The organism is Alsobacter sp. P4_H11, from assembly GCF_056400925.1.
Map to the genome: position 1 here is coordinate 1 of NZ_JBFUKI010000015.1, position 20,946 is coordinate 20,946.

The following is a 20,946-nucleotide window of genomic DNA, read 5'->3' on the forward strand; positions in this document are numbered from 1 at the left end:
CCAGTTCCCCGTGCCCCGCCACGAACTTCTCAACGACATCTTTCAAATTCTGGGAAGAGCTATCCATCGGGCGATCTCGGTTTCGATAGACAACCGTTAAACACAAGCCGGACATTATCACTGGTACGACGTAACCGTCCAACTTGGTCGAATTGACGTCGTACCAATTCGAACAAACGTACTCGGGTGTCTGGCTTCGGGCCATGAGGACATGGCCAAAGCCCTGCTAACCCTTTGCAGTCGTCAGGCCCGGTTGTAGCCCGGACATCGTGCCTTAAGCCATGCTGGCGAGACCCCCGACCGATAGGCGCTATCCTTCCGCTTGCAGACGATGCCTTCCAGTCCCATTGCGCAGGCGTGGCGATATAGGTCCGGCCCGTGCTCATCGCGAGCGTCAACGAAGGCGATCCCGTCCACCGGCGAGGCCAGCAGGTGGGCCAGCTCGGCGCGGCGCTCGACCAGCGGCCAAGAGCGAAGGTCCCGGCCATCCAACTCGAGCAGATCGAAGGCCATCAGCACGGCTCGGCCGGCGCCTGAGCGCGACCGCAGGGCTTGGAAGTCGTCCCGGCCGTCAGGGAGTTGCACCACGGCCTCACCATCAAGCACGCACGAACGGCAGGGGAGATCGCCTAGGCCCGCGGCTATGCGGGGAAGCTGGTCGGTCCAGACGAGCCCGGTGCGGCTATAAAGGCGCGCGCCCTGCCCTTCCTGGTGGCCCTGCATGCGATAGCCGTCGTGCTTGACCTGGTAGAGCCACCCGGGCGCGATCGGGATCACCTCCGAAAGCGTGGCCAGCATGGGCGGTATGAAGGCCGCCGGCGGCGCGCGTTCATTGCGTTTCAGAGGGCGAGCGCGCCAGGCCATGAACACTCATGTTTTTCGCGAGGGCGACCGCCGGCTGTCGCTTTGTCTCGCGTACTACTCTCTTCTATAAACTCGATCTTTGTTAAGCCCAGAGTGTCGACTAGGTGGGCGATGGAGTGCTGGGCAAAGCACGACCAGCCCCGCCGATTTGGCCGGGTGGGTGCTTTGCCCATTCATATCGTGCCGACCGGAGCCGCGACGTATGCGTGAGCCCGTTGGACGATGCGTCCGCCAACGATCGCGTGCTACTTGCGAGCCCGACGTGAGCCCGTCCCCCAAAGCGCTTCACGCTTCAGCCTGCGCTGCCGGCGAGGGGGAGCCCCATGGTTCCGGCGATCGGTTTCCCGAGCTGAGGCCCACCGTCTTGTCAGACCGACACCGCAGCTATGTTCAGGTGGGCGACGCGGGGTAATTTGCAATGGTAGCTTTTTTCGCTGAATTTATGTCGCGGAAACTACACAGGAAATTGGCGAAATGCATTTTCCCGAAGCTCCTTTTAAGGGGCGGAAAGCGCCGCGGTAATTGGCCCTTTTAGGGGCCGCTGGAATAGGCGCACATCCGACAAGGGGGGCATATCGCCAAAAAGAAAGCCCCGGTTGGGGGCGGGCGCTGCTGGGCATGAGACCTAACGTTAAAACAAGGGCCTGGCGGGTCGGCAGTTTGCCGACAAGACAATGCCGTCGTTCTCGCCCTCGGAGATTGTGATCATCACGTCTCCCGTCGTGCGCGACAGATGCGCGCCTAGATACCGAAAAGTTGGGTCCGAGCGCTGCGCCCGCTTGCTGTAGAAAGCTATCGAAGTGGCATCGGCCTTGAAAAGCTCGGCTATGTACCCGTTTTCGAACAGCGGGAAAGCATTGCTCTGGATCACCACTTCTCGCGACGTGAAGTCCAGCATGATCTGCATCTTGGGGACTGGGTGCCGAGGAGCCTGCGCCTCGATCTCTGCCACGGTTTTGAAATAGCCTGCGCAGATGAGATCGACATCAGCGGCGTTTGCGGTGCTACCCCCCAGGCAGACCATTCCGACCAGTCCAAGCACCCGCATGTCCGCTCCTCCTAGCCCGATGGACCGAGCCGCTCGCGCTTCAAGTACATCATGGATCGGCGGGAGGGGGAGCGTCGCTGGCGTATGGATCATCCACACGGCTCAATAAAAAGCCCCGCAGCGGGGGCATGCTGCGGGGCCTCTTAGGGAAGGGTTCGTCGTAGATGGCGATTCAACCTGTGAAGGGGCTCTGAGTTCCAAGCTCGATCAAACCCAGGGCCAGTACCCTCCCCACAGTGGGCAGTGGCCGATTCGACGCCGAGGGTTGTCGAGGAAGTCCGCCACCGTGGCAGCCACGGCTCCGCGCAGAAACGGGCGGAGACCCCGCATGGCAGCGAGCCCCTCGAGGCCAGCTCCTTTCTCAAGCGTCTCCTCGCAGCCAGCCTGAAGAACGATCTCAAACAACTGATGTCCAAGAACGCGGCAGTTAACCTCAGCCTTAAGAGTTCATGTTCAGTTTGCAACATGAACTCGCTGCAAGTCGTCTTCAGCTACCTCCACAACGCCTCCCAGTTGGTGTGCGCGATGCTGGCGGCCAGCATTCTGTGCCGCCGCATCGATCGGCTCGGGAATGTCGTCGGTCCTGTCGTAATCGGTACTCTTGGAACGGTCATCGCCGTCCTGAGCATGTCCGATCCTATTATCGTTGAGGGCGGCTTTCGCTTTGATGGCCGGAATGCGGTTCTCGCCGTTGTCGCCGGATGGGGCGGTCCAGTGGCTGTATTGCTGTCTGGAGCCGCAGTCAGCTTAGTGCGCGGCTACATGGGTGGTGTCGGAATGTGGCCAGGGCTGGCCAGCATCGGAATCGTCTCGATGACCGCAGCCGGATTGGCGGCGCTCCGCCCCGGGCGCCTCCGCAATGACGTGGTAGGGTATGCTGCTCTGGCTGGGCTCGCAACGGGAGGAGGCACGATCGCTCTCGGCAGTGCCGAGCAGATACGCGCGTTGTGGCTTCTGCTCTTGCTGGCAAGCGCAGCCAATTTTATGGTCGCATATATCCTCGGACGCCTGCTCATCTGGCATTTCGCTCAGATGCGTACGACGCAAGCGCTAGCGGACACTGATCGCCGCTTGCAGGCCGTCGTCCAAAACATAAAGGGCTGTGTGTTTCAAATGTTCCGCGACAAAGGTGGCCGTATCGGCTTCACCTATGTGTCCGACGGTGTTCGATCCCTTCTGCACATGTCGCCAACCGAACTGCTGAAAGACCCGCGGCGGCTCTTGGCGACCATTCATCTTGACGACCGGGCCCAGTGTAGGGCCGCGATGGAGGATTCGGCGCGCACGATGGCGCCGAGCGCTTTCTGCGGTCGCTATGTGATTGACGGCAAGACGCTCTGGCTTCAGTGGGACGCTGTGCCTCGGACCGAAGGCCACCGATTGTTATGGGACGGTGTCATCGTCGATATTTCGGATCGGATTGTCGAGGAGGAGCGCCGCCAACTCGAGAAGCAACGCGTCTTGGAAGACACCGCAGCTCGGCTGGAGATGAACATCGGTGGAGCCGTTCAGTCGATTGCGGGCTCGGCCGCCGAGATCAGCACCGAGCTGGACACGATGCTCGACCGAGCTCACGAGGCGTCCACAGCGACCGTGATGGCTCGAGGTGTGGCGGCCGGGACCGTGAAGCGATCCGGAGAATTGGCCACCGAGGCGGAGGCTCTCTCTTGCTCCGTCAAAGACGTCGCTGTTATGTCGTCAACCGTGGCCGATGCAGCGGAAGCCAGCGCTCAGAAAGTCGCGCGCTGTCTCGCGACGGTGAAGCACTTGGCACACGACTCCGAACAGATCGAGCGCATCGTTTCGGCGATCCAGGACATCGCGGCTCAGACTAATCTGTTGGCCCTGAATGCCACCATCGAAGCGGCGAGAGCTGGCCATGCCGGCCGTGGCTTTGCCGTGGTCGCGGGTGAGGTAAAAGCATTATCGACGCAGTCGGCCGGGGCAGCCGAGCACATCTTCAGGCTCGTCGGAAATATCCGGGAACTTGTGACGCGTTCTCTAAAAGAGATCGATTACGTTGCGTCAATCTCAGCCGAAATGCAGTCGACGGCGGCAAACCTCGCCACCGCAGCCGGAGCGTGTGCGGAGAGCACGCATCGGATTGGATCAGCGTCCGAGATCTCGTCCCAACAAGTGGAACAGATGGCCGAACTCCTCGCGCGGACAGACGAGCAGATTTTCGCCGCGCTGGATGGAGCTTCGCGGCTGGCGAAAGGCACGCAGTTTCACGCCGATCGTGTTCAAGGCATCCACGACGACCTCGAAGGCTTCATTCGCAAGGTGCGAGCTGGCGCTTAGCAGCGTGGTCCACCGGGGCACTTCGCGCCTGCCCGGTCTATCCCGTAAAGCTTTGAAGGTCAGACGGCACGTCGCCAACCCAGAGAAGAACGACGGCATCATCGAACTCGCCGACGGATGGGTCGCCAGACCGGGAGAACGCCACCGCTCCTCCGTGCTTCTTTGCCAGTGCATTCGCCGCTTGAGTGGCGGCACCAGGGCTCTGGAGCTCGGCAGCCTCGCCGGCGGCCAGCTCGCCTTCGTCGTCGCGCGTGAATGGCAGCGCGACGTAATAGGTTACGCGCTTGCTGGCCGCCGCAGACTCTGAACGCTCATCGGTCTTTTTCATGATTGCTCTCCGCTCTGCTTAGTCCCGGTCCAGCCGTCCTCCACCGCCCTCGGGCGTGTAGTGCGGCTTGGCCCAAAATCGTCGGTGGTCGCCGGTCAGGGCACCGACGAGGTTGTCTAGGACGGTCAGCAACTCGCGGCAGGCAATCGCGCCCTCAGAGCCGATCGGAGCGCGTGTGAGCGCCCGGACAGCGGCGGAGCGGCACTCCTCCACCGCCCGGAGAAGCTCGCTTGACTCTGCTTCCGACAATGCGCTCCGCCGAGTCCTCACGGCCGCCCCACAATCCGGATGCTACGCCCGCGGACAAAGCCAGCCGAGACGCTTGCCTCGCGATCGTCGGCCAGGGTCGCCAGGTCTTCGAGCAGCGCCTTGATGGCGGCTCGGGCGTCCCCGTCGAACTCAGCCAAGAGTGCGTCGACATCGGCGGCGGTGGGGTAGGTCGGCGCTGCGGCTGGCGTGGTGGCGGTCGACATCGTGTCGCTCTCTTCGTTAGAACGAAAAGAGAACATCAGCGGCGTAGACGAGAGTCAACCGACATGGCCCCCGCGTTCGTGCGGTCGCATCCTTAGACAGCACACACAAAATGCCCCCGCTATCCACAGGGCGCGCATCTTGCGGCGCAGCTGCATCTCAGGTGTGTTCGTTTGCCATCCGGCAGTGAACCACGGGGCCGATGATGATCAACAAAGTTGCTGCGCTGGTGGAGCCCGGGAAAATTGCAGAGGTCGCCAGGCTGGTCGACCTGCTTGTCGAGAAAGGCGTCTTGGATCGAGTAAATGCGCTCGAATATTTCGATCGCGCAGCCGTCGCAGCATTGGAAAGCGATATCGGTCCGTATGGATCCTTCGCATTGCAGGGGGTCTCGGACCTCCTGCGTGGCGCTTCCAACGTCGGGTGTGCGAACTGACCCTGACGACTGCTGAGCGAGCCGCGGGGCTCGCCCTTTTCTCCGACAACCTCTTAACCGGCTTTCTCGGCAGCGGCTTAAGCAGCTTTCTTCGGCCTGCCGCGCTTGGCCGGAACCGGAACCGGCTCAACCGCCTGACGGCGGTTGACGCCAAGCCCCATCGACTTGGCCAGCGCCGATCGAGATGCCGCGTAGTTGGGCGCGACCATTGGGTAATTGCTCGGCAGACCCCATTTCGCGCGGTAGTCGGCAGGGCTCAGGCCGTACCTGGTCATCAGGTGACGCTTCAGCGACTTGAACGACTTACCGTCTTCCAGGCAGATAATTGCGTCGGGTGTGATCGACTTCCTGACCGGAACAGCGGGCTTCAAAGCTCCGGGCTCGGGCTCGGCGATCGCGCCGCCGGCCGCGGCGGCCATTGCCGCATGCACGGCTTTGATGAGCGCAGGCAGATCTGCGGCAGGCACGGAATTGTTCGCCACGTAGGCCGTGACGATGTCAGCCGTCATAGATGCCAGGTCGTTTTGTTGTTCTTGCATGTGCTGCTCCCCTCGTAAGAGCTTTTTACTTAAAGCAATTGCGGTGATGCGGACAGTGCCAATCAGCTCTATAGCCTATCGACATAGGTCCGAAGACTGCGAGTTCGCGTCGCCGCGCTGGGTCAGCATCGAAGCCGCCGGTAAGATAGTGGTCTTCCCAAAGTTGCCGCGGGACGGCCGATCCGACGATGAATTCGAAGGACTTCACCGCCGCGCCTTTGTCATCGCCGCTGCAAGTGAACCGAAGCCGATACCAGTTGTGGCCCGCGTGGTAAGCCGCTCCCGCCGCGACCAGCTTCAGCCCGTCGAGACGCACGGGCTCAAAGGCGTAGGCCAGAACTTTGTCCGGTTTGACGCCTCCGTCGTGAGCCGCGATCTGGGCCATGGCTTCCAGGTTGCAGATCTGCTCCAGCCTGGCGCTCGGGGCGAGCTTGGCCAGCGTCTCTCGCGACCGACGGCTTCGCGGATCTTGCAGGAGCTGGGCGGAGTAAAGCTCCGTCGCTTTGATCGTCGAGCTCGGAACCGCGGGACGGGGCACGCTCGGCGCCGCCGGCGACTCTACGTTCGGGCCTGGGGTTGGCGGCGCGGGCTGGTCGGCCGTCGGCGGGGCCGGTTTGACGGCCGTCTCAGGGGTTTGGTCGATGACCAGTTCGACGGGGATCGGCTCCTGCAGTTCGTCGGGCGCATTCACCCGCTGCGAAACGAACAATCCAATCAGGAGGATGTGCAAGGCCAGAGAGGCGACCAGCGCGCGCGAGCGGTCGGACTGTGCAACCCAACGCGCCGCCGGCATAAGCTGATAAGCGGCGTCGACACGACGCATCTCCGGGAAGTCCGACCGGAAGGTTATGCCCTTGTGCTAGTCGGCCGTGCAACTGGGATGCGCAGGGCCTAACCGTTCGAGTCTTCCCGCGGCCCGCGGGCGACGACAATAAGGGTGCCGTCCGGTAGCGGCCGCTGTAGCCGTAAAGCTTCCTCGGCCGGCGCATTCAACCAGGCTTCCCATTCATTCGGTGCCGTCAGGATCGCCGGCATGGCTTTCGGATGGACGGCCCCAACTTCAGCGTTGGCCTCCGTTGTCAGGAAACCGAAAAGCTCGTGACGGCCCTCGATCGGGTTGGCCTTGGTTCCCCGCAGGCCGTGCCAGCCTGTCCAGATGCCTGCAAAGAACGCCAGCGGCCGGCTCTCGTCCAAGGCGAACCAAGTTGGCGTCTTGCGCGGCTTGGTGTCCTCGTACTCGCAGAAGGACGTGAAAGGGACCAAGCAGCGATTGGAGGTTTTCAGCCAGGCGCGCCAGTGAGGACTCTTGGTGTTCCGGATGTTGGTCACGGCCTGGCCCCATAGGCAGGCGGGCACGGCATGCCCCAGCGTAGCATGGCCAACTCGCGCACGCCGTCCGGCGCATGGCGCACCACCGGCGCCATCTGGTCAGGGAAGATCCCCGGCAAGCTCGGGAGATTGCCCGTGCTGTCGCGCATAGCCCGGGTGAGCTCCAGGATCGCGGCCTGGTTCTTGGTCATGCTGTAGAGATTGCACATGCCTGCAGTGTAGCCGCAGGCCCACCGCTACGGCCAGCGTTCGAGATAACCGAGCTTGCCTCTTAGGCTTGATTGTTGTCTGCTCAGAGATCGTCAAAGAGGGCCGGTCGCGATGCGTTGCCCCTACGAGATCCTCAAGGAAGCTCAGGAAGCCCAACTTCCGGCAGCTGAGATGCTCGACCTGATCTCAGAACAGGTTCGACGTTTCGGAGGGAAGGTAGACCGTTCCGGTTGGGCAAACCTGACGCTTGGGCAGAAGATCGCGAGGATACAACCGGCCCTAGACGGTCTGTCTGCAAACGCTAGGCACTAGTAGGACAGAAAGACGGAGCGAGATCGCTTGAGCACTCGAACCTCCACCCGAGTCTTGATGTTTTAAGAGATGGCACGGTATTTCACCCACATACGATCGAGCAGGGGTCTCGCTACGGACGTTGAAGGGGCAGAATTTTTTGATCTCGGGGCTGCCATTCACGACGCAGTGGAGGGCGCACGTGAGATGATTGCCGATGCTGCCCGCGACGGACGCAACATGCTCGACAGCCGTTTCGAGATCTGCGGCGCCGACGGCAAGCTGCTTGTCGCAATGCCTTTCACGACAGCGCTAATGCCCCACCAGGGCCCGGATGTTGGGAAGCCCCACTGAGGGCTGTGTGTCACCGTCGCTCATACCCAGCGCACTTCACCTTCTGCCACAACACAGCCCGCCCGCACCGATACGGGCTGTCTCGGCGCTTGGACACGACGCCCTCAAGGCCCATCTCGCAGGCGTGCTTGAAGAGCACGTCGCCGCCACTCTCCAGGTAGTCGGCCGCGGCGATCGCGCCGGCGCCAGCCGTCAGCAGCCGCCAGAGCTCGCCCTTGCGCTCCATCAGCGGCACCGGCCGAAGATCCCGGCCATTGATTTCCAGGATGTCGAACGCGATCAGGATGGCGTTGCGGGCCGACTCCCGCGAACGCAGGGCATAGAAGTCCTCTGTCCCGTCCTCCCGCTGCACCACGGCCTCGCCATCAAGCACGCAGGAACTGCAGGGCAACAGCCGGAGCGCCGCCGCGATCCCGGGCAGCCCTTCTGTCCACGCGACGGCCTGTCGGCTCCAGATCCTGATCCGGCCTCCGTCTTTGCGGCAGATCATCCGATAGCCGTCGTGCTTGATCTCGTGGATCCAGCGCGGATCCGCCGGGACCTCGTGCACCAGCGTTGGCTGACAGGGAATGATGAACCCGGGTGGATTAGAGCGTTTGTCACGTGCAAGGGGTGGAGGACGCCAGTCCATGTCAGTGAAGGGTGGGCGGCGAGTTCCGCCGCTGCATGTAGGCTGCGCTTATTGTTGCCGAGAGGAGATCCTCCTCAGCCGCGGGCAAACCAAGCTCCGCGATCATTTCCGCGCATTTGCGTGTGAAAGCGTCGACACTCAAGCTGCCGTACTTCGCAACCAGCTCCTCGGCGAAGTCCTCAGCCCAAGTTGGCGAGGTCCGATCCACCACCGAGCCTCATCGCTTCAGCTTCTCGGCGGCCGCATCGAGCTCGCTTCGCCTATTGCCGTGCTCCCTGATGAGCTGCTCGGCCTGGTCGACCGTGATGCCGTGCTTCTTGGCAAAGTATCGGAGTTCGTAGCCTTCTTCGGCCGCTACTCGACTGCGGTCCTGCTGGCCCTTCTTGGTCTTTTCGTCGCTCATGTCTCGCTCCGCTCAGAGCAGACTCAATCGAAAGCTGAGCACCTCCGTTCCCACCCGCTCGCCCCGAAGCGATCCATTCTTGTGTCAACACGGTCCATCTCGATTGGCGCCGGATGTGCGACGGACTGTTGAGGTCATTCATCGGTGGGCTCTTTCGAACCGCCCCAGATACCAAGACCGTTCGGGAAACACGGAGTCAGCCGATGCGACATATGCTTATCGAGGAGATGGGAATGAGTTCGGGCCAAAGTACGGCGGCCGCGGCTGCAACCCACCTTGTCATCATCGATGATCGTGTCCTGCTCCGCGACTGCTTGGCGCGCTGCCTGCAAGCTATGGACGGCACGCTAGAGGTTCACGCCTTCAACTCGCTGCAAGCCTGGCAGGATGCCGGACTGGAGACCGGCGCGGCGCCGCTCGTGATGGTGTTCCGAAGCGCTCGCAAGACGGCGGACGAGGAGATGCAGCGCGACATCGCGGCGCTCGCCAAGTCGGACAACCCGCCCCCGATCGTGGTGGTTTCGGATGCAGAAGATTTCGAGTCTATCCTCGGAGCGCTCGAGATGGGCGCGCGTGGGTACATTCCGACCAGCGTCAGCCTTGAGGTCGCGTTTGGCGCACTCGGCTTGGTGAAGGCGGGCGGCGTGTTCGTACCGGCGTCCAGCCTCGTGCAACATCGTCCAGCCACAGCACAGGCTCCCGCACCAGCGGAAGCGCAAGATGCGCCATTCACCAGTCGCCAAGCGGCCGTCGCCAAAGCTTTACGACAGGGCAAGGCGAACAAGATCATCGCCTACGAGCTCAACATGTGTGAGAGCACCGTGAAGGTGCACGTACGCAACATCATGAAGAAGCTGAAGGCTCGCAACCGGACGGAAGTGGCCTACAAGATCAGCACTCTTTATCCGCATATGCAGCTCTGAGCGGCACACGGCTTCCCTGCTCAGCCCCGCTTTCGCGCACCGCTCTTTGCCTTCTTTGGCTCGGCGGCGGCCTCCGCCTTCTTCGCTGCTTTCGGCTTCTTCGATGCGGCTAGCGGCTTGGGTTCTGCGGTCGCCAGCGCGGCTTTTTCGGTCTCGATACTGCGGCGGAGCGCATCCATGAGGTTCACGACGTTGCTCGGCCGCGGCGCCGTGGGCGCATCGACCACGGCAGCGCCGGCCTGCTTGGATTTCAGCATCTCCACGACGGCCGTCTCATACCGATCCTCGAACTCGGCCGGATCCCAATGGCCGGCCTTTCGCTGCACGATTACGTGCGCCAAATCCTTCATGTCGGCCGGGATCGGCATGTCGGGGATGTCCTCGAAGTAGGCAGCCGCGTCCCGGACCTCATAGCCGTAGCGCAGCACGGTCCCGAGCAGTCCCTTCTCCCAGGGCTCGATCATGATGATCCGTTCGCGCCGGGCGATCACGACCCGGGCCAGCGCGACCATGCCGCCGTCGCGCATGGCTTCTCGGATAACCGCAAACGCTTCCTGCGCCACCCGGTCATCGGGCGCGATGTAGTACGGCGCGTCCATGTAGCGGGGGTCGATCTCCGAGCGCGGCACGAATTTCTCGATGTCGACCGTGTGCGAGCTCTCGATCTTAATCGCGTCCAGATCGGCGTCGTCGATCGTCACATAGGAGTTCTTCGCGACGGCGTAGCCCTTGACCTGGTCGTCGCTCGTCACCTCCTCGCCCGTGTCCGGGTCGACGTAGATACGCTTCACCTTGTTGCCGGTCTGCCGGTTCAGGGTGTTGAACGAGACCCGGGAGGAGGAGCTAGAGGCCGGATAGAGCGCCACAGCGCAAGACACCAGGGAGAGCTTGAGATAGCCCTTCCAATTCGCACGAGGAGCCATTCTGGCCCTCCCCAACTCGATACGCCGCAACTGGCGGACTCAACCTGAGGCTGTGCGATTCGTTCCGCTGAAGCTTGGGACACGTTACGTCTATGAAGACGCGACGAGGTTCGCAGCGTGCAGTTGCTGTGCGGCAGCATCAAAGCTCCGCCGGCCCCATGATGCCTTGGGTGACTAATCGGAGGGCAAGCATCTGGCGATGTATGTTGGGGTAGATGTTGGGGGAGCAAGCTGACGAGCTCGGAACTATCTCGTGAATATAAAGGCTTGCCCGCTAGGACTGGCGGAGACGGAGGGATTCGAACCCTCGATAGGTCTTTACAAACCTATAACGGTTTAGCAAACCGCCGCCTTCAGCCACTCGGCCACGTCTCCGGCGCGGGAAGCTCTAGGCGATCAGGGGCGGCTGGTCAACGGGCGTATGAGGCTGGCGGCGCGAGGGCGCGCGGCCGGGGTCGGGCGGCGCGGGCCGTGGCCGGGCTAGGCGGCTCGGCGCCGTGGCGGCGGGCCGCGGTGGGCGGCCGTGTGGGCCCTCGGGGCGGCCATGGCGCGGAGGCCGGGCCGGTCGCCGAACGCGGGTCCCCTGCCCTCCCAGGCGGGTCCAGGCGCGGCGTGGACCCAGGTCGCCCCGGGGCGGCCGCGGCTGCTTAGTGCAGCGTCAGCCACATGCGGGCGGCGCGCTGGGCGTCGGCGATCTCGGCCGTGGTCATCTCGGCCGCGATCTCGGCGCGCAGCGGAATGGCGTCACGGCAGCCGCGGGCGGCGGCGATGTTCAGCCACTTGTGGGCGGCGATGCGGTCGACCTCCACCGAGCGCCCGGCGGCGTACATCATGCCGAGCTCCAGGAAGGCGAGGCCGTCCATTTCGCCCGCCGCGATCGAGGCCATCTCGGCCGTGTTCATTTCAAAACGCGCCATGGTCCTGTTTCCCACTTGCTCCGCTTCTGCGGAGATCTTCTCGATTACTTCAGGCGTCCGGCTCGGTTCAGGAGCGTCGCCTTGAACACCTGCATTTCACCGCAATTTCTCCAAAAGCGAGCTAATAAGCACGATGAATCAGAGGTAATCGAAACGAAAACGAGCGGTAAATCTAAACCTTCGTTCACCGCGTTGAGGCTCGAAATCCCAGACTGCACAACGAATCGCGTCACGGCTGCTGCAAGGGCCTGAAGGTTTACGTTCACGGATCCTTGACTCTGCGCGCAACCGCCGAAGCGCTTGCCAGAACCCGACAGGGATGGATGATGGGCGCAACGGCGCATGCGACGCCGATGGGGAACCGCCAGATGGCTGAACACATAACCGCGCTGCCCGGGCCGATGCGCCTCCTCGCCGCCGCCGCGATGGCGGCCGGCCTGCTGGCTCCGGCGCACGCCGCAGCGGCCGACGCGACCGGCACATGGCTGCGCGCCACCGGCACGTCGCGGATCAAGATCGCGCGGTGCGGGGGCGACGCGCTGTGCGGCTCCATCAGCTGGCTGAAGGACCCGGCCGGCCCGGACGGCAAGCCCCGCACGGACGACCAGAACCCGGACGCGGGCCGCCGCGGCCGCCCGCTGCTCGGCTTGCCGATCGTGCTCAACATGAAGCCGACCGGCAAGCCGGACCAGTGGAAGGGCGAGGTCTACAAGGCCGACGAGGGCAAGACCTACACGGGCTTCCTGAGCGCCATCGACGCGCAGCATCTGAAGCTCGAGGGCTGCGTCATGGGCGGCATGATCTGCAAGGCCGAGACGCTGACGCGCGTCGACTGAGGACCGGCGGCGCGGGGTCTCCGCGCCGCGCCCGTTTCCCGGCGCTTCAGCGCGCCTTCTGGCCGAAGAGAACCGCCTGCGCGGCCTTGTCCTTGGAGAGGTCGACCTTGGCGCGCTCCTCGGCCAGCACCGCCATGCCGCGCACCACCGCCGGGCGCGCCATCACGGACTCGAACCAGCGCTTCAGGTGCGGGAAGTCCTCGATGTTCTGGCCCTGCCGCTCCCAGCCGCGCACCCAGCCGACGCAGGCCATGTCGGCGATCGAGTAGGCGTCGGCGAGGTACTCGCGTTCGGCGAGGCGCTTGTTCATGACGCCGTAGAGCCGGTTCACCTCGTTGGTGTAGCGCGTGATCGCGTAGGGCACCTGCTCGGGAGCGTAGATGCGGAAATGGTGCGTCTGGCCCGCCATGGGGCCGAGCCCGCCCATCTGCCAGAACAGCCACTCCTCCACGGCCACGCGGGCGCGCTCGTCGGCCGGGTAGAACTGCCCGGTCTTGCGGCCGAGATACTGGAGGATCGCGCCCGACTCGAACACCGAGATCGGCTCGCCTCCGGGGCCGTCATGGTCGACGATGGCCGGCATGCGGTTGTTCGGCGCGATAGCGAGGAATTCGGGCTTGAACTGGTCGCCCTTGCCGATGTTCACCGGCCGCACCGTGTAGGGCAGCCCGGTTTCCTCCAGCATGATGCTGATCTTCCAGCCATTGGGCGTCGGCCAGTAGTAAAGATCGATCGGGGTCGCGGGCGCTGCGGACATGCGGGTGGTCCTCGAACTTCAAGACGATGCGCCACGGTAGGCCGAAGCCGCCGCCGCCGGAAGTCCGCGCCGCAGCGCGGCTGACGTGCGCCGTGCGGCCTTCCCCGTGTCGCATCATTGATTTTCCGCAACCCTGCAGCCGGCTCTTGCGGCGCCCCCCGAAAAGGGAGGATGCTGCGGGGCTTCGCGCCCGCCGGTGAGTCCGGGGGCGGCGCCGGGTTCCCGGCGTGGGCCAATGCCCCGGGCATGGGGAGTTCTTTTCCATGAAAACCAGCCTCATCGCAGCGCTCGCGGTTCTTCTGGCCGCCGCCGCCCCCGCAGTCGCCCAGACTGCCGCCAACCCGCTGAAGAAGCCCGCGCCCGCCGCCGCGGCGCCCGCCGCTCCGGCCCCCGCAACGGCCGCCCCCGCCGCAGCCGCCCCGGCTGCCGAGAAGAAGCCGCCGTCCGAGGCGCAGATGGCCTCGCGCAATCGCATGAAGGAATGCGGCGCCGAGTGGCAGGCCGCCAAGAAGGCCGGCAAGACCGAGGGCAAGACCTGGCGCCAGTTCTCCAGCGAGTGCCTGAAGAAGAAGTGATCCCGGCGCCGCGCGCCATCCCGAAAGCCCCCGGCCCGGCCGGGGGCTTTTTGCGTCGGGCTCAGCCTGTTCCCAGCTTCTTCTTGAAGCCGAAATGCGTCTTGCCGTAGCCGTGCCGCTCATAGAAGCGGTGCGCGTCCACCCGGCGCATGCTGGAGGTGAGCTCCATCACGGCCGCGCCCCGGCACCGGGCTTTCTCCTCGGCGAAGCCTAGCAGCCGCGCGCCGATGCCGCCCGAGCGCTGGTCCGCCCGCACCTGCACGGACCGCAGTTGCGCATGCAGCCCGCCGCGCCCGGTGAGACCAGGCAGGAAGCTGAGCAGAAACGTCCCCACCACCGCGCCGCCCGCCTCCACGACATAGAGCGTGTGGTCGGGATGGCGGGCGATGGCCGCGAAGGCCCGCGCGTAGTCATCCTGCGCGTCGGGCGTCCAGGCGTCGCCGTGGGCGCCCAGGGCGTCCGCGGCGTGCAACTCCACCACGGCCGCGAGGTCTGCGGCCGTGGCTTCGCGGATCAGGAGCTCCCGGCTCACGCAGCCTTGCTTTCCTGCGGCAACAGCGCGGTCGGCTCGGCGAAGCCCGGCAGCGCCCGGAAGCGCTCTACCCAGGCGACGACGTTCGGATAGGGGGCGAGATCGATGCCGGCGTCGGCCGTGTAGTGGACCACGCCGTACACGTCGATATCCGCGATGGTCGGCCCTTCGCCGACCAGCCAGGAGCGGCCCGCCAGCGCCTTGTCGAGGAACTCGAGCGCCCCGGCCGACTCGGTCGCGTACATCGCCAGGGTGGCGTCGTCGAGGGTGCGGAAGCCGAACTTGGCCGAGCGCGTCCGGTACACCGGGGCGGCGAGCTTGTCCCACACCCAGAACATCCATTCGCGCGCGGCGACGCGCTCGTCCAGCGTCGCGCCGCCGAGCTTGCCGGTCTTGTCGGCGATGTATTCCAGGATGGAGGCCGACTGGCACAGGTTGCGGCCGTTGGAATTGTCCGTCAGGCATGGCACCTGTCCGAAGCGGTTCTTGGCCATGAACTCCGGCGTCTTGTGCTCGCCGGCGCGCAGGTTCACGTGCGTGTAGTCGAAGGGCTCGCCGGCCAGCGCCAGCGCGAGGCCGACCTTGTAGGTGGGGCCGGACAGAAAGATGCCGTGGAGGGTAAAGCGCGCAGTCATGGGACGTCCTCGTGCCTGCCAGATGGGCAGCGGCCGGAGACTACAGCTTGGCGGGGCCGCCGCAAGGCGCAAGGGGGCCCGAAAGGCCGGCGCCGGGCCGGCTTCGCGGTTGACTTCACGCCCGCGCTCACCACCTCTGCGCCGAGATCGCAGCCAGCATGCGGTTCGACGGGACGCCTCCCCTTCGTTGATCCATGCCCCCGGGAGACGCGCCGCTTGAACGTGCCTGATTTCGTCGAGCCCATCCTGGCTTTCCTACGCGACCACGAGGGCTGGGCCATCCCGATCGTGTTCGCGCTCGCCTTCGGTGAATCGCTCGCCTTCGTGTCGCTGCTCCTCCCCGCCACCGTGATCCTGTGGGGCATCGGCGTCATGGTGGGGGCGAGCGGCATCGCGTTCCTGCCCATCTGGTTCGCGGCGGCGCTCGGCGCGGCGCTGGGCGACTGGCTGTCCTACTGGCTCGGCTACCACTACCACGAGCCCATCTCGCGCATGTGGCCGCTCAACAAGCATCCGGACCTGTTGCCCCGTGGCCATGCGGCCTTCCAGAAATGGGGCTGGGCGGGCGTGTTCTTCGGCCGCTTCCTCGGGCCCCTGCGCGCCGCCGTGCCGCTGGTCGCCGGCGCCTGCCAGATGCCGCAATGGAGCTTCCAGCTCGCCAACTGGCTCTCCGCCTTCGCGTGGGCGACCTGGACGCTGGGCGCCGGGGCGTTCGGCGTGGAGGCGCTGCAAAAGTGGTTCTAGGCGACTCTCCGCAACGGCTGGTCCCGATAGCGCTCGCCGCCGTCTTCGTTTCGGCGCTGCCGCTGTCGTATTTCGGCGCCCACGACCGCCTGACCTGGTGGCTCGAAACGATTCCGGCTCTGATCGCCTTCCCGCTTCTGGCGCTCACCCGAAAACGCTGGCCGTTGTCGGATCTGCTCTATGTGCTGATCCTCGCGCATGCGCTGATTCTGCTTGTGGGCGGACACTTTACCTATGCGCTGGTCCCGGCCGGGGATTGGGTCCGCGACTGGATCGGCGGCGTCCGCAACAACTATGACAAGCTCGGACACTTCGCCCAGGGCTTCGTGCCGGCGATCCTGACTCGCGAGTTGCTGGTGCGCTACTCGCCGTTCAGGCAGGCGCCCCGCAGCGCCTTCGTGCCGATCCTCATGGCGGCGGCGCCGCTCGCGTTCAGCGCGCTTTACGAGATCATCGAGTGGCGCGTTGCAATCGCGACCGGCGAAGCCGCGGATGCGTTTCTGGGAACCCAGGGCGATGTCTGGGACACGCAGTCGGACATGCTGATGGCGCTCATCGGCGCTCTATGCGCGATGATCCTGATCCCGCTGCACGATCGCTCCCTCCGAAGGCTGCCGCCGCCCGAGGGAGCGTAACTCTCAAATCCCCAGCTTCGCCTTGAGGATGTCGTTCACGGCCTGCGGGTTGGCCTTGCCGCCCGACTGCTTCATCACCTGGCCGACGAACCAGCCGATCATGGTCGGCTTGGCCTGCGCCTGCGCGACCTTGTCCGGGTTGGCGGCGATCACGGCGTCCACGGCCGCCTCGATCGCGCCCGTGTCGGTGACCTGCTTCATGCCGCGGCTCTCGACCAACTCGCGCGGGTCGCCGCCCTCGGTCCAGACGATCTCGAACAGGTCCTTGGCGATCTTGCCCGAGATCACGCCCTCGCCGATCAGGTCCACGATGCCGCCGAGCTGCGCCGGCGACACCGGCGAGGTCGTGACGTCCTTGCCTTCCTTGTTGAGACGGCCGAACAGCTCGTTGATCACCCAGTTCGCCGCCGCCTTGCCGTCGCGGCCCTTGGCGACCGCCTCGAAATAGGCGGCCTGCTCCTGCTCGGCCACCAGCACGCCCGCGTCATAGGGCGAGAGCCCGTAGTCGGCGATGAAGCGCGCCTTCTTGGCGTCCGGCAGCTCCGGCAGGTGCACGGCGAGCGCGTCCACGTAGGCCTGGTCGAACTCGAGCGGCAGCAGGTCGGGATCCGGGAAATAGCGGTAGTCGTGCGCCTCCTCCTTGGAGCGCATGGACCGCGTCTCGCCGCGGCCCGGATCGAACAGGCGCGTCTCCTGGTCGATCGTGCCGCCATCCTCCAGGATGCCGATCTGCCGCCGCGCCTCGGTTTCGATCGCCTGCCCGATGAAGCGGATCGAGTTCACGTTCTTGATCTCGCAGCGCGTGCCGAAGGGCTCGCCCGGGCGGCGCACCGACACGTTCACGTCGGCGCGGAGGCTCCCCTTCTCCATGTCGCCATCGCAGGTGCCGAGATAGCGCAGGATGGTGCGCAGCTTGGTCACATAGGCGCGCGCCTCCTCGGAGGAGCGGATGTCGGGCTTGGACACGATCTCCATCAGCGCCACGCCCGAGCGGTTCAGGTCCACGAAGCTCATGGTCGGATGCTGGTCGTGCAGCGACTTGCCGGCGTCCTGCTCCAAATGCAGCCGCTCGATGCCGACCGTGATCTGGCCGCCGCTCTCTGGCAGGTCCACCACCACCTCGCCCTCGCCCACGATGGGGCTCTTGTACTGGCTGATCTGGTAGCCCTGCGGCAGGTCCGGGTAGAAGTAGTTCTTGCGGTCGAATGTGGAGCGCAGGTTCACCTGCGCCTTCAGGCCGAGCCCGGTGCGGATCGCCTGCTTGACGCATTCCTCGTTGATCACCGGCAGCATGCCGGGCATCGCGGCGTCCACCAGCGACACGTGGTCGTTCGGCTCGCCGCCGAATTCCGTCGAAGCGCCCGAGAACAGCTTCGACTTCGACGTCACCTGCGCGTGGATCTCCATCCCGACCACGATCTCCCAATCCCCGGTCGCGCCCTTGATGAGCTTCTTGGGATCGAGCGTGCGGCTGTCGACGATGGCGTTCATCGGATGATCTCTCGTGTCGGGCGGGCCGGGAGGCCGAGCCCCGCTTTTCATGTTTCAGGCGCGCGGGGTCAAGGGGGCGACCCTCACCGCCCGCTCGCCCGCCGCGCCGTGTAGCCTGCCACGGCCCACAGCACGCCGGCGAAGAACCGCGACAGCGCGTGGGCGCCGCCGAAGAAGTAGCCGCCCTCGAACCAGCTCACGCCGACGAAGCGCAGCAGGAAGCTCACCGCCACGGCCGCGATCACCGCCGCGAAGCCGGCCAGCAGCAGCTTGGCCGCCTGGTCGGCCTTCCAGCCGATCCAGAGCCCGACCGCGATCACGACCGGATCGACGAAGGCGAGCAGAACCACCCACCGATAGGGCTCGAGGTCCTGCCAGAAGTGCGGGGGCATCGGTGGGTCCTGTTCTCAAGGAGAGGTGGCGGTGGGGTAGAAAGGCCGAAGCCATACTCCCGTCATTGCGAGCGCAGCGAAGCAATCCAGTCTAAAGGTCTGACAGTAGACTGGATTGCTTCGCCTCCGGCTCGCAATGACGGGAGGATGGCATTCACCGTCGCGCCAGCCGCCGGCCGGCGGCGCCGAACATCCAGCCAACAGCACCGGCGAGGACGGCCATCACGGCCGTCGTGCCCGGCTGGGCGTCAGCGTCCCCGCGCAGGGCCTGGACGACGATCAGCAGCAGCAGCAGCCCTGCCGTGAGCCAGAGAAGCCATTGCAGCACGGACAGGCACGCGGAGGCGACGGCCGTGCTGAACACGGCTCACCACCACGCGTCGGGAAGCCGGGTCCGCCCCGCCGCCTGCTCGATCACCTCGGCCACCGAGAACAGCGTCTCCTCGTCGAAGGGCCGGCCGATCAGCTGCAAGCCCAGCGGCAGCCCCTCGGACGACATCCCGGCCGGCACCGCGATGCCGGGCAGGCCCGCCATGTTCACCGTCACGGTGAAGACGTCGTTGAGGTACATCTCCACCGGGTCCGCCCCGCCCTTCTCGCCGATGCCGAACGCGGCCGAGGGCGTCGCGGGCGTCAGGATGGCGTGCACGCCCTGGGCGTAGACCTCCTCGAAGTCGCGCTTGATCAGCGTGCGGATCTTCTGCGCCTTCACGTAATAGGCGTCGTAGTAGCCCGCCGAGAGCACATAGGCGCCGATCATGATGCGCCGGCGCACTTCCTTGCCGAAGCCCGCCGCGCGGGTCTTCTCGTACATCTCCTGGATGTCCTTGCCGGGCACGCGCAGGCCGTAGCGCACGCCGTCATAGCGGGCGAGGTTGGAGGAGGCCTCCGCCGGAGCCACGATGTAGTAGGCCGGCAGCGCGTATTTGGTGTGCGGCAGCGACACGTCGACGAGCTCCGCGCCCGCCGCCTTCAGCCACTCCGCGCCCTTGCCCCACAGCGCCTCGATCTCGGCCGGCATGCCGTCGACGCGGTATTCCTTGGGAATGCCGATCTTCATGCCCTTGATCGAGCGGCCCACCGCCGCCTCGTAGTCCGGCACCGCGATGTCGACCGAGGTCGTGTCCTTGGGGTCGTGCCCGGCCATGGAGCGTAGCAGGATGGCGTTGTCCCGCACCGTGCGGGCGATCGGCCCGGCCTGGTCCAGCGACGACGCGAAGGCGACGATGCCCCAGCGCGAGCAGCGGCCATAGGTGGGCTTGATCCCCACCGTGCCGGTGAACGCCGCCGGCTGGCGGATGGAGCCGCCCGTGTCGGTCGCGGTCGCGCCCAGGCAGAGCCGCGCCGCAACGGCCGAGGACGACCCGCCCGAGGAGCCGCCGGGCACCAGCGCGGCGTTGGAGCCCTCACGTCGCCAAGGCGAGCTCACCGGCCCGAAGGCCGAGGTCTCGTTGGACGAGCCCATCGCGAACTCGTCATTGTTGAGCTTGCCGAGCATCACCGCGCCATCGCGCCACAGCTGCGACGTGACAGTCGATTCGTAGGCCGGCACGAAATTGCCGAGGATCTTGGAGCCCGCCGTGGTGCGCACGCCCTTGGTGGCGTAGAGGTCCTTGATGCCGAGCGGCAGGCCTTCCAGCGCCCCGCCCTGCCCCTTCGCCAGCCGCTCGTCCGAGGCCTTCGCCATCGCGAGCGCCTGCTCGGGCGTCTCCAGCACATAGGCGTTGAGGCCGCGCGCCGCCTCCATGGCCTTCAGGAAGGCGCCGGTGATCTCCGTGGAGGACGCCTGCTTCGCCTTCAGGGCGTCGCGGGCCTCGGCGAGGGTAAGGTCGGTGAGGTCGGTCATGGCTGAACTCTGGTTCTCCCGCGGCAGGGCGCAGGTCGCCGCAAGGCGGCGGACAGTGGAAACTTACTCGACCACCTTGGGGACCATGAAATAATGGTCCTCGGTCATGGGCGCATTGCCGACGATCACGTCCGCGATGCCGCCGTCGGTGACTTCATCCTGGCGCTTCTTCATCACCATGGGGGTCACGGAGGTCATCGGCTCGACGCCCGACACGTCGACTTCATCGAGTTGCTCCACGAAGGCCAGGATGGCGTTCAGCTCGCCCTGGAGGTGCGGCACCTCCTCCTCGGTGACGGCCACCCGCGCAAGATGCGCGATGCGCCGGACGGTCGCCTGGTCGACGGACATTCGGACCTCTTCGGAAACAGCAACCGAGCCCGCGCCCAGCCGCAGCGCCTTCTATCCCGCGCGCCCCGCAGCCGCAACAGGAAGACATTTGCGCGCAAGGCTACGACCGGCGCCGCCGCCGCAGCAGGCCCCCTCTCCGCGGAACGGGGAGAGGGCTGGGGTGAGGTTGGTCCCGCCGATCCCC

General features: G+C 65.3%; 26 protein-coding genes, 1 tRNA gene and 1 pseudogene. 8 read left to right on the plus strand and 20 right to left on the minus strand.

Features of this window, described 5'->3' with window-relative positions:
• Positions 1 to 243 precede the first annotated feature (243 nt).
• On the minus strand, positions 244 to 864 hold the full coding sequence (locus AC1DSZ_RS21705) for an ATP-dependent DNA ligase (RefSeq protein WP_476840521.1): 621 nt from the start codon (positions 862 to 864) through the stop codon (positions 244 to 246).
• Positions 865 to 1,495: 631 nt separating this feature from the next.
• Positions 1,496 to 1,912: a hypothetical protein gene (locus AC1DSZ_RS21710; protein ID WP_476840413.1), complete on the minus strand. Its 417-nt coding sequence runs from the start codon at positions 1,910 to 1,912 to the stop codon at positions 1,496 to 1,498.
• Positions 1,913 to 2,155: 243 nt separating this feature from the next.
• Between AC1DSZ_RS21710 and AC1DSZ_RS21715 the strand changes: the two genes are divergently transcribed.
• The gene (locus tag AC1DSZ_RS21715) at positions 2,156 to 4,213 is read left to right on the plus strand and encodes a methyl-accepting chemotaxis protein (protein ID WP_476840414.1); all 2,058 of its coding nucleotides are present in this window, start codon (positions 2,156 to 2,158) and stop codon (positions 4,211 to 4,213) included.
• Positions 4,214 to 4,250: 37 nt separating this feature from the next.
• On the opposite strand, the gene AC1DSZ_RS21720 is transcribed toward AC1DSZ_RS21715, so the two are convergent.
• Together AC1DSZ_RS21720 and AC1DSZ_RS21725 are read right to left on the minus strand one after the other, a co-directional pair.
• A complete protein-coding gene (locus tag AC1DSZ_RS21720; protein ID WP_476840415.1) occupies positions 4,251 to 4,541 on the minus strand; it encodes a hypothetical protein in 291 nt (96 codons plus the stop codon).
• A 266-nt stretch (positions 4,542 to 4,807) separates the two neighbouring features.
• The gene (locus tag AC1DSZ_RS21725) at positions 4,808 to 5,014 is read right to left on the minus strand and encodes a hypothetical protein (RefSeq protein WP_476840416.1); all 207 of its coding nucleotides are present in this window, start codon (positions 5,012 to 5,014) and stop codon (positions 4,808 to 4,810) included.
• A gap of 203 nt (positions 5,015 to 5,217) precedes the next feature.
• Between AC1DSZ_RS21725 and AC1DSZ_RS21730 the strand changes: the two genes are divergently transcribed.
• Positions 5,218 to 5,448, plus strand: coding sequence for a hypothetical protein (locus tag AC1DSZ_RS21730; protein ID WP_476840417.1), 231 nt, complete (start codon positions 5,218 to 5,220; stop codon positions 5,446 to 5,448).
• A 77-nt stretch (positions 5,449 to 5,525) separates the two neighbouring features.
• Here AC1DSZ_RS21730 and AC1DSZ_RS21735 read toward each other — a convergent pair whose 3' ends face one another.
• The 3 genes and pseudogenes from AC1DSZ_RS21735 to AC1DSZ_RS21745 form a co-directional block, all read right to left on the minus strand.
• Complete coding sequence (locus AC1DSZ_RS21735) at positions 5,526 to 5,987, minus strand: Ros/MucR family transcriptional regulator (protein WP_476840418.1); 462 nt, start codon at positions 5,985 to 5,987, stop codon at positions 5,526 to 5,528.
• 25 nt (positions 5,988 to 6,012) lie between these two features.
• A complete protein-coding gene (locus tag AC1DSZ_RS21740; RefSeq protein ID WP_476840419.1) occupies positions 6,013 to 6,810 on the minus strand; it encodes a DUF930 domain-containing protein in 798 nt (265 codons plus the stop codon).
• Between the two features lie 68 nt (positions 6,811 to 6,878).
• Positions 6,879 to 7,525, minus strand: a pseudogene (locus AC1DSZ_RS21745) (SOS response-associated peptidase).
• Positions 7,526 to 7,907: 382 nt separating this feature from the next.
• Here AC1DSZ_RS21745 and AC1DSZ_RS21750 point away from each other — a divergent pair.
• Complete coding sequence (locus tag AC1DSZ_RS21750; protein WP_476840420.1) at positions 7,908 to 8,171, plus strand: DUF6894 family protein; 264 nt, start codon at positions 7,908 to 7,910, stop codon at positions 8,169 to 8,171.
• Positions 8,172 to 8,181: 10 nt separating this feature from the next.
• Here AC1DSZ_RS21750 and AC1DSZ_RS21755 read toward each other — a convergent pair whose 3' ends face one another.
• Together AC1DSZ_RS21755 and AC1DSZ_RS21760 are read right to left on the minus strand one after the other, a co-directional pair.
• On the minus strand, positions 8,182 to 8,721 hold the full coding sequence (locus AC1DSZ_RS21755; RefSeq protein ID WP_476840421.1) for an ATP-dependent DNA ligase: 540 nt from the start codon (positions 8,719 to 8,721) through the stop codon (positions 8,182 to 8,184).
• A 298-nt stretch (positions 8,722 to 9,019) separates the two neighbouring features.
• Positions 9,020 to 9,205 (minus strand): DUF3606 domain-containing protein, encoded by a 186-nt coding sequence (locus AC1DSZ_RS21760; protein WP_476840422.1) that lies wholly within the window; start codon positions 9,203 to 9,205, stop codon positions 9,020 to 9,022.
• A gap of 233 nt (positions 9,206 to 9,438) precedes the next feature.
• Between AC1DSZ_RS21760 and AC1DSZ_RS21765 the strand changes: the two genes are divergently transcribed.
• Positions 9,439 to 10,128 (plus strand): LuxR C-terminal-related transcriptional regulator, encoded by a 690-nt coding sequence (locus AC1DSZ_RS21765; RefSeq protein ID WP_476840423.1) that lies wholly within the window; start codon positions 9,439 to 9,441, stop codon positions 10,126 to 10,128.
• Positions 10,129 to 10,148: 20 nt separating this feature from the next.
• On the opposite strand, the gene ku is transcribed toward AC1DSZ_RS21765, so the two are convergent.
• The 3 genes from ku to AC1DSZ_RS21780 form a co-directional block, all read right to left on the minus strand.
• On the minus strand, positions 10,149 to 11,051 hold the full coding sequence (gene ku, locus AC1DSZ_RS21770; protein WP_476840424.1) for a non-homologous end joining protein Ku: 903 nt from the start codon (positions 11,049 to 11,051) through the stop codon (positions 10,149 to 10,151).
• A 281-nt stretch (positions 11,052 to 11,332) separates the two neighbouring features.
• A tRNA-Ser gene (locus AC1DSZ_RS21775) sits at positions 11,333 to 11,426 on the minus strand.
• Positions 11,427 to 11,698: 272 nt separating this feature from the next.
• Positions 11,699 to 11,968, minus strand: a complete 270-nt coding sequence (locus tag AC1DSZ_RS21780; protein ID WP_476840425.1) for an SEL1-like repeat protein — start codon at positions 11,966 to 11,968, stop codon at positions 11,699 to 11,701.
• Between the two features lie 368 nt (positions 11,969 to 12,336).
• Between AC1DSZ_RS21780 and AC1DSZ_RS21785 the strand changes: the two genes are divergently transcribed.
• Positions 12,337 to 12,804: a DUF2147 domain-containing protein gene (locus AC1DSZ_RS21785; RefSeq protein ID WP_476840426.1), complete on the plus strand. Its 468-nt coding sequence runs from the start codon at positions 12,337 to 12,339 to the stop codon at positions 12,802 to 12,804.
• Between the two features lie 46 nt (positions 12,805 to 12,850).
• On the opposite strand, the gene AC1DSZ_RS21790 is transcribed toward AC1DSZ_RS21785, so the two are convergent.
• Positions 12,851 to 13,561, minus strand: coding sequence for a glutathione S-transferase N-terminal domain-containing protein (locus AC1DSZ_RS21790; RefSeq protein ID WP_476840427.1), 711 nt, complete (start codon positions 13,559 to 13,561; stop codon positions 12,851 to 12,853).
• Between the two features lie 263 nt (positions 13,562 to 13,824).
• Here AC1DSZ_RS21790 and AC1DSZ_RS21795 point away from each other — a divergent pair, with 263 nt between their 5' ends.
• On the plus strand, positions 13,825 to 14,136 hold the full coding sequence (locus AC1DSZ_RS21795) for a hypothetical protein (protein ID WP_476840428.1): 312 nt from the start codon (positions 13,825 to 13,827) through the stop codon (positions 14,134 to 14,136).
• A 61-nt stretch (positions 14,137 to 14,197) separates the two neighbouring features.
• Here the strand turns inward: AC1DSZ_RS21795 and AC1DSZ_RS21800 are convergent, their stop codons facing one another.
• Complete coding sequence (locus AC1DSZ_RS21800) at positions 14,198 to 14,668, minus strand: N-acetyltransferase family protein (RefSeq protein ID WP_476840429.1); 471 nt, start codon at positions 14,666 to 14,668, stop codon at positions 14,198 to 14,200.
• Entirely contained in the window at positions 14,665 to 15,303 is a 639-nt protein-coding gene (locus tag AC1DSZ_RS21805; protein WP_476840430.1) for a glutathione S-transferase family protein, read from the minus strand. The genes AC1DSZ_RS21800 and AC1DSZ_RS21805 overlap by 4 nt, the downstream gene beginning before the upstream one ends.
• A 222-nt stretch (positions 15,304 to 15,525) precedes the next feature.
• On the opposite strand from AC1DSZ_RS21805, the gene AC1DSZ_RS21810 reads away from it, so the two are divergent.
• Positions 15,526 to 16,047 (plus strand): DedA family protein, encoded by a 522-nt coding sequence (locus tag AC1DSZ_RS21810; protein WP_476840522.1) that lies wholly within the window; start codon positions 15,526 to 15,528, stop codon positions 16,045 to 16,047.
• Positions 16,038 to 16,682 carry a DUF2238 domain-containing protein gene (locus AC1DSZ_RS21815; protein ID WP_476840431.1) on the plus strand — a complete coding sequence of 215 codons (645 nt, stop codon included), beginning with the start codon at positions 16,038 to 16,040 and terminating at the stop codon, positions 16,680 to 16,682. Before AC1DSZ_RS21810 ends, AC1DSZ_RS21815 begins: the two co-directional genes overlap by 10 nt.
• Before the next feature lie 3 nt (positions 16,683 to 16,685).
• Here AC1DSZ_RS21815 and gatB read toward each other — a convergent pair whose 3' ends face one another.
• The 5 genes from gatB to gatC form a co-directional block, all read right to left on the minus strand.
• Positions 16,686 to 18,173: an Asp-tRNA(Asn)/Glu-tRNA(Gln) amidotransferase subunit GatB gene (gene gatB / locus AC1DSZ_RS21820; protein WP_476840432.1), complete on the minus strand. Its 1,488-nt coding sequence runs from the start codon at positions 18,171 to 18,173 to the stop codon at positions 16,686 to 16,688.
• An 83-nt stretch (positions 18,174 to 18,256) separates the two neighbouring features.
• Positions 18,257 to 18,565, minus strand: a complete 309-nt coding sequence (locus tag AC1DSZ_RS21825) for a hypothetical protein (RefSeq protein WP_476840433.1) — start codon at positions 18,563 to 18,565, stop codon at positions 18,257 to 18,259.
• Between the two features lie 154 nt (positions 18,566 to 18,719).
• Positions 18,720 to 18,929, minus strand: a complete 210-nt coding sequence (locus AC1DSZ_RS21830) for a hypothetical protein (RefSeq protein WP_476840434.1) — start codon at positions 18,927 to 18,929, stop codon at positions 18,720 to 18,722.
• Between the two features lie 3 nt (positions 18,930 to 18,932).
• On the minus strand, positions 18,933 to 20,411 hold the full coding sequence (gene gatA, locus AC1DSZ_RS21835) for an Asp-tRNA(Asn)/Glu-tRNA(Gln) amidotransferase subunit GatA (protein ID WP_476840435.1): 1,479 nt from the start codon (positions 20,409 to 20,411) through the stop codon (positions 18,933 to 18,935).
• Between the two features lie 63 nt (positions 20,412 to 20,474).
• The gene (gatC, locus tag AC1DSZ_RS21840) at positions 20,475 to 20,762 is read right to left on the minus strand and encodes an Asp-tRNA(Asn)/Glu-tRNA(Gln) amidotransferase subunit GatC (protein ID WP_476840436.1); all 288 of its coding nucleotides are present in this window, start codon (positions 20,760 to 20,762) and stop codon (positions 20,475 to 20,477) included.
• Positions 20,763 to 20,946 lie beyond the last annotated feature (184 nt).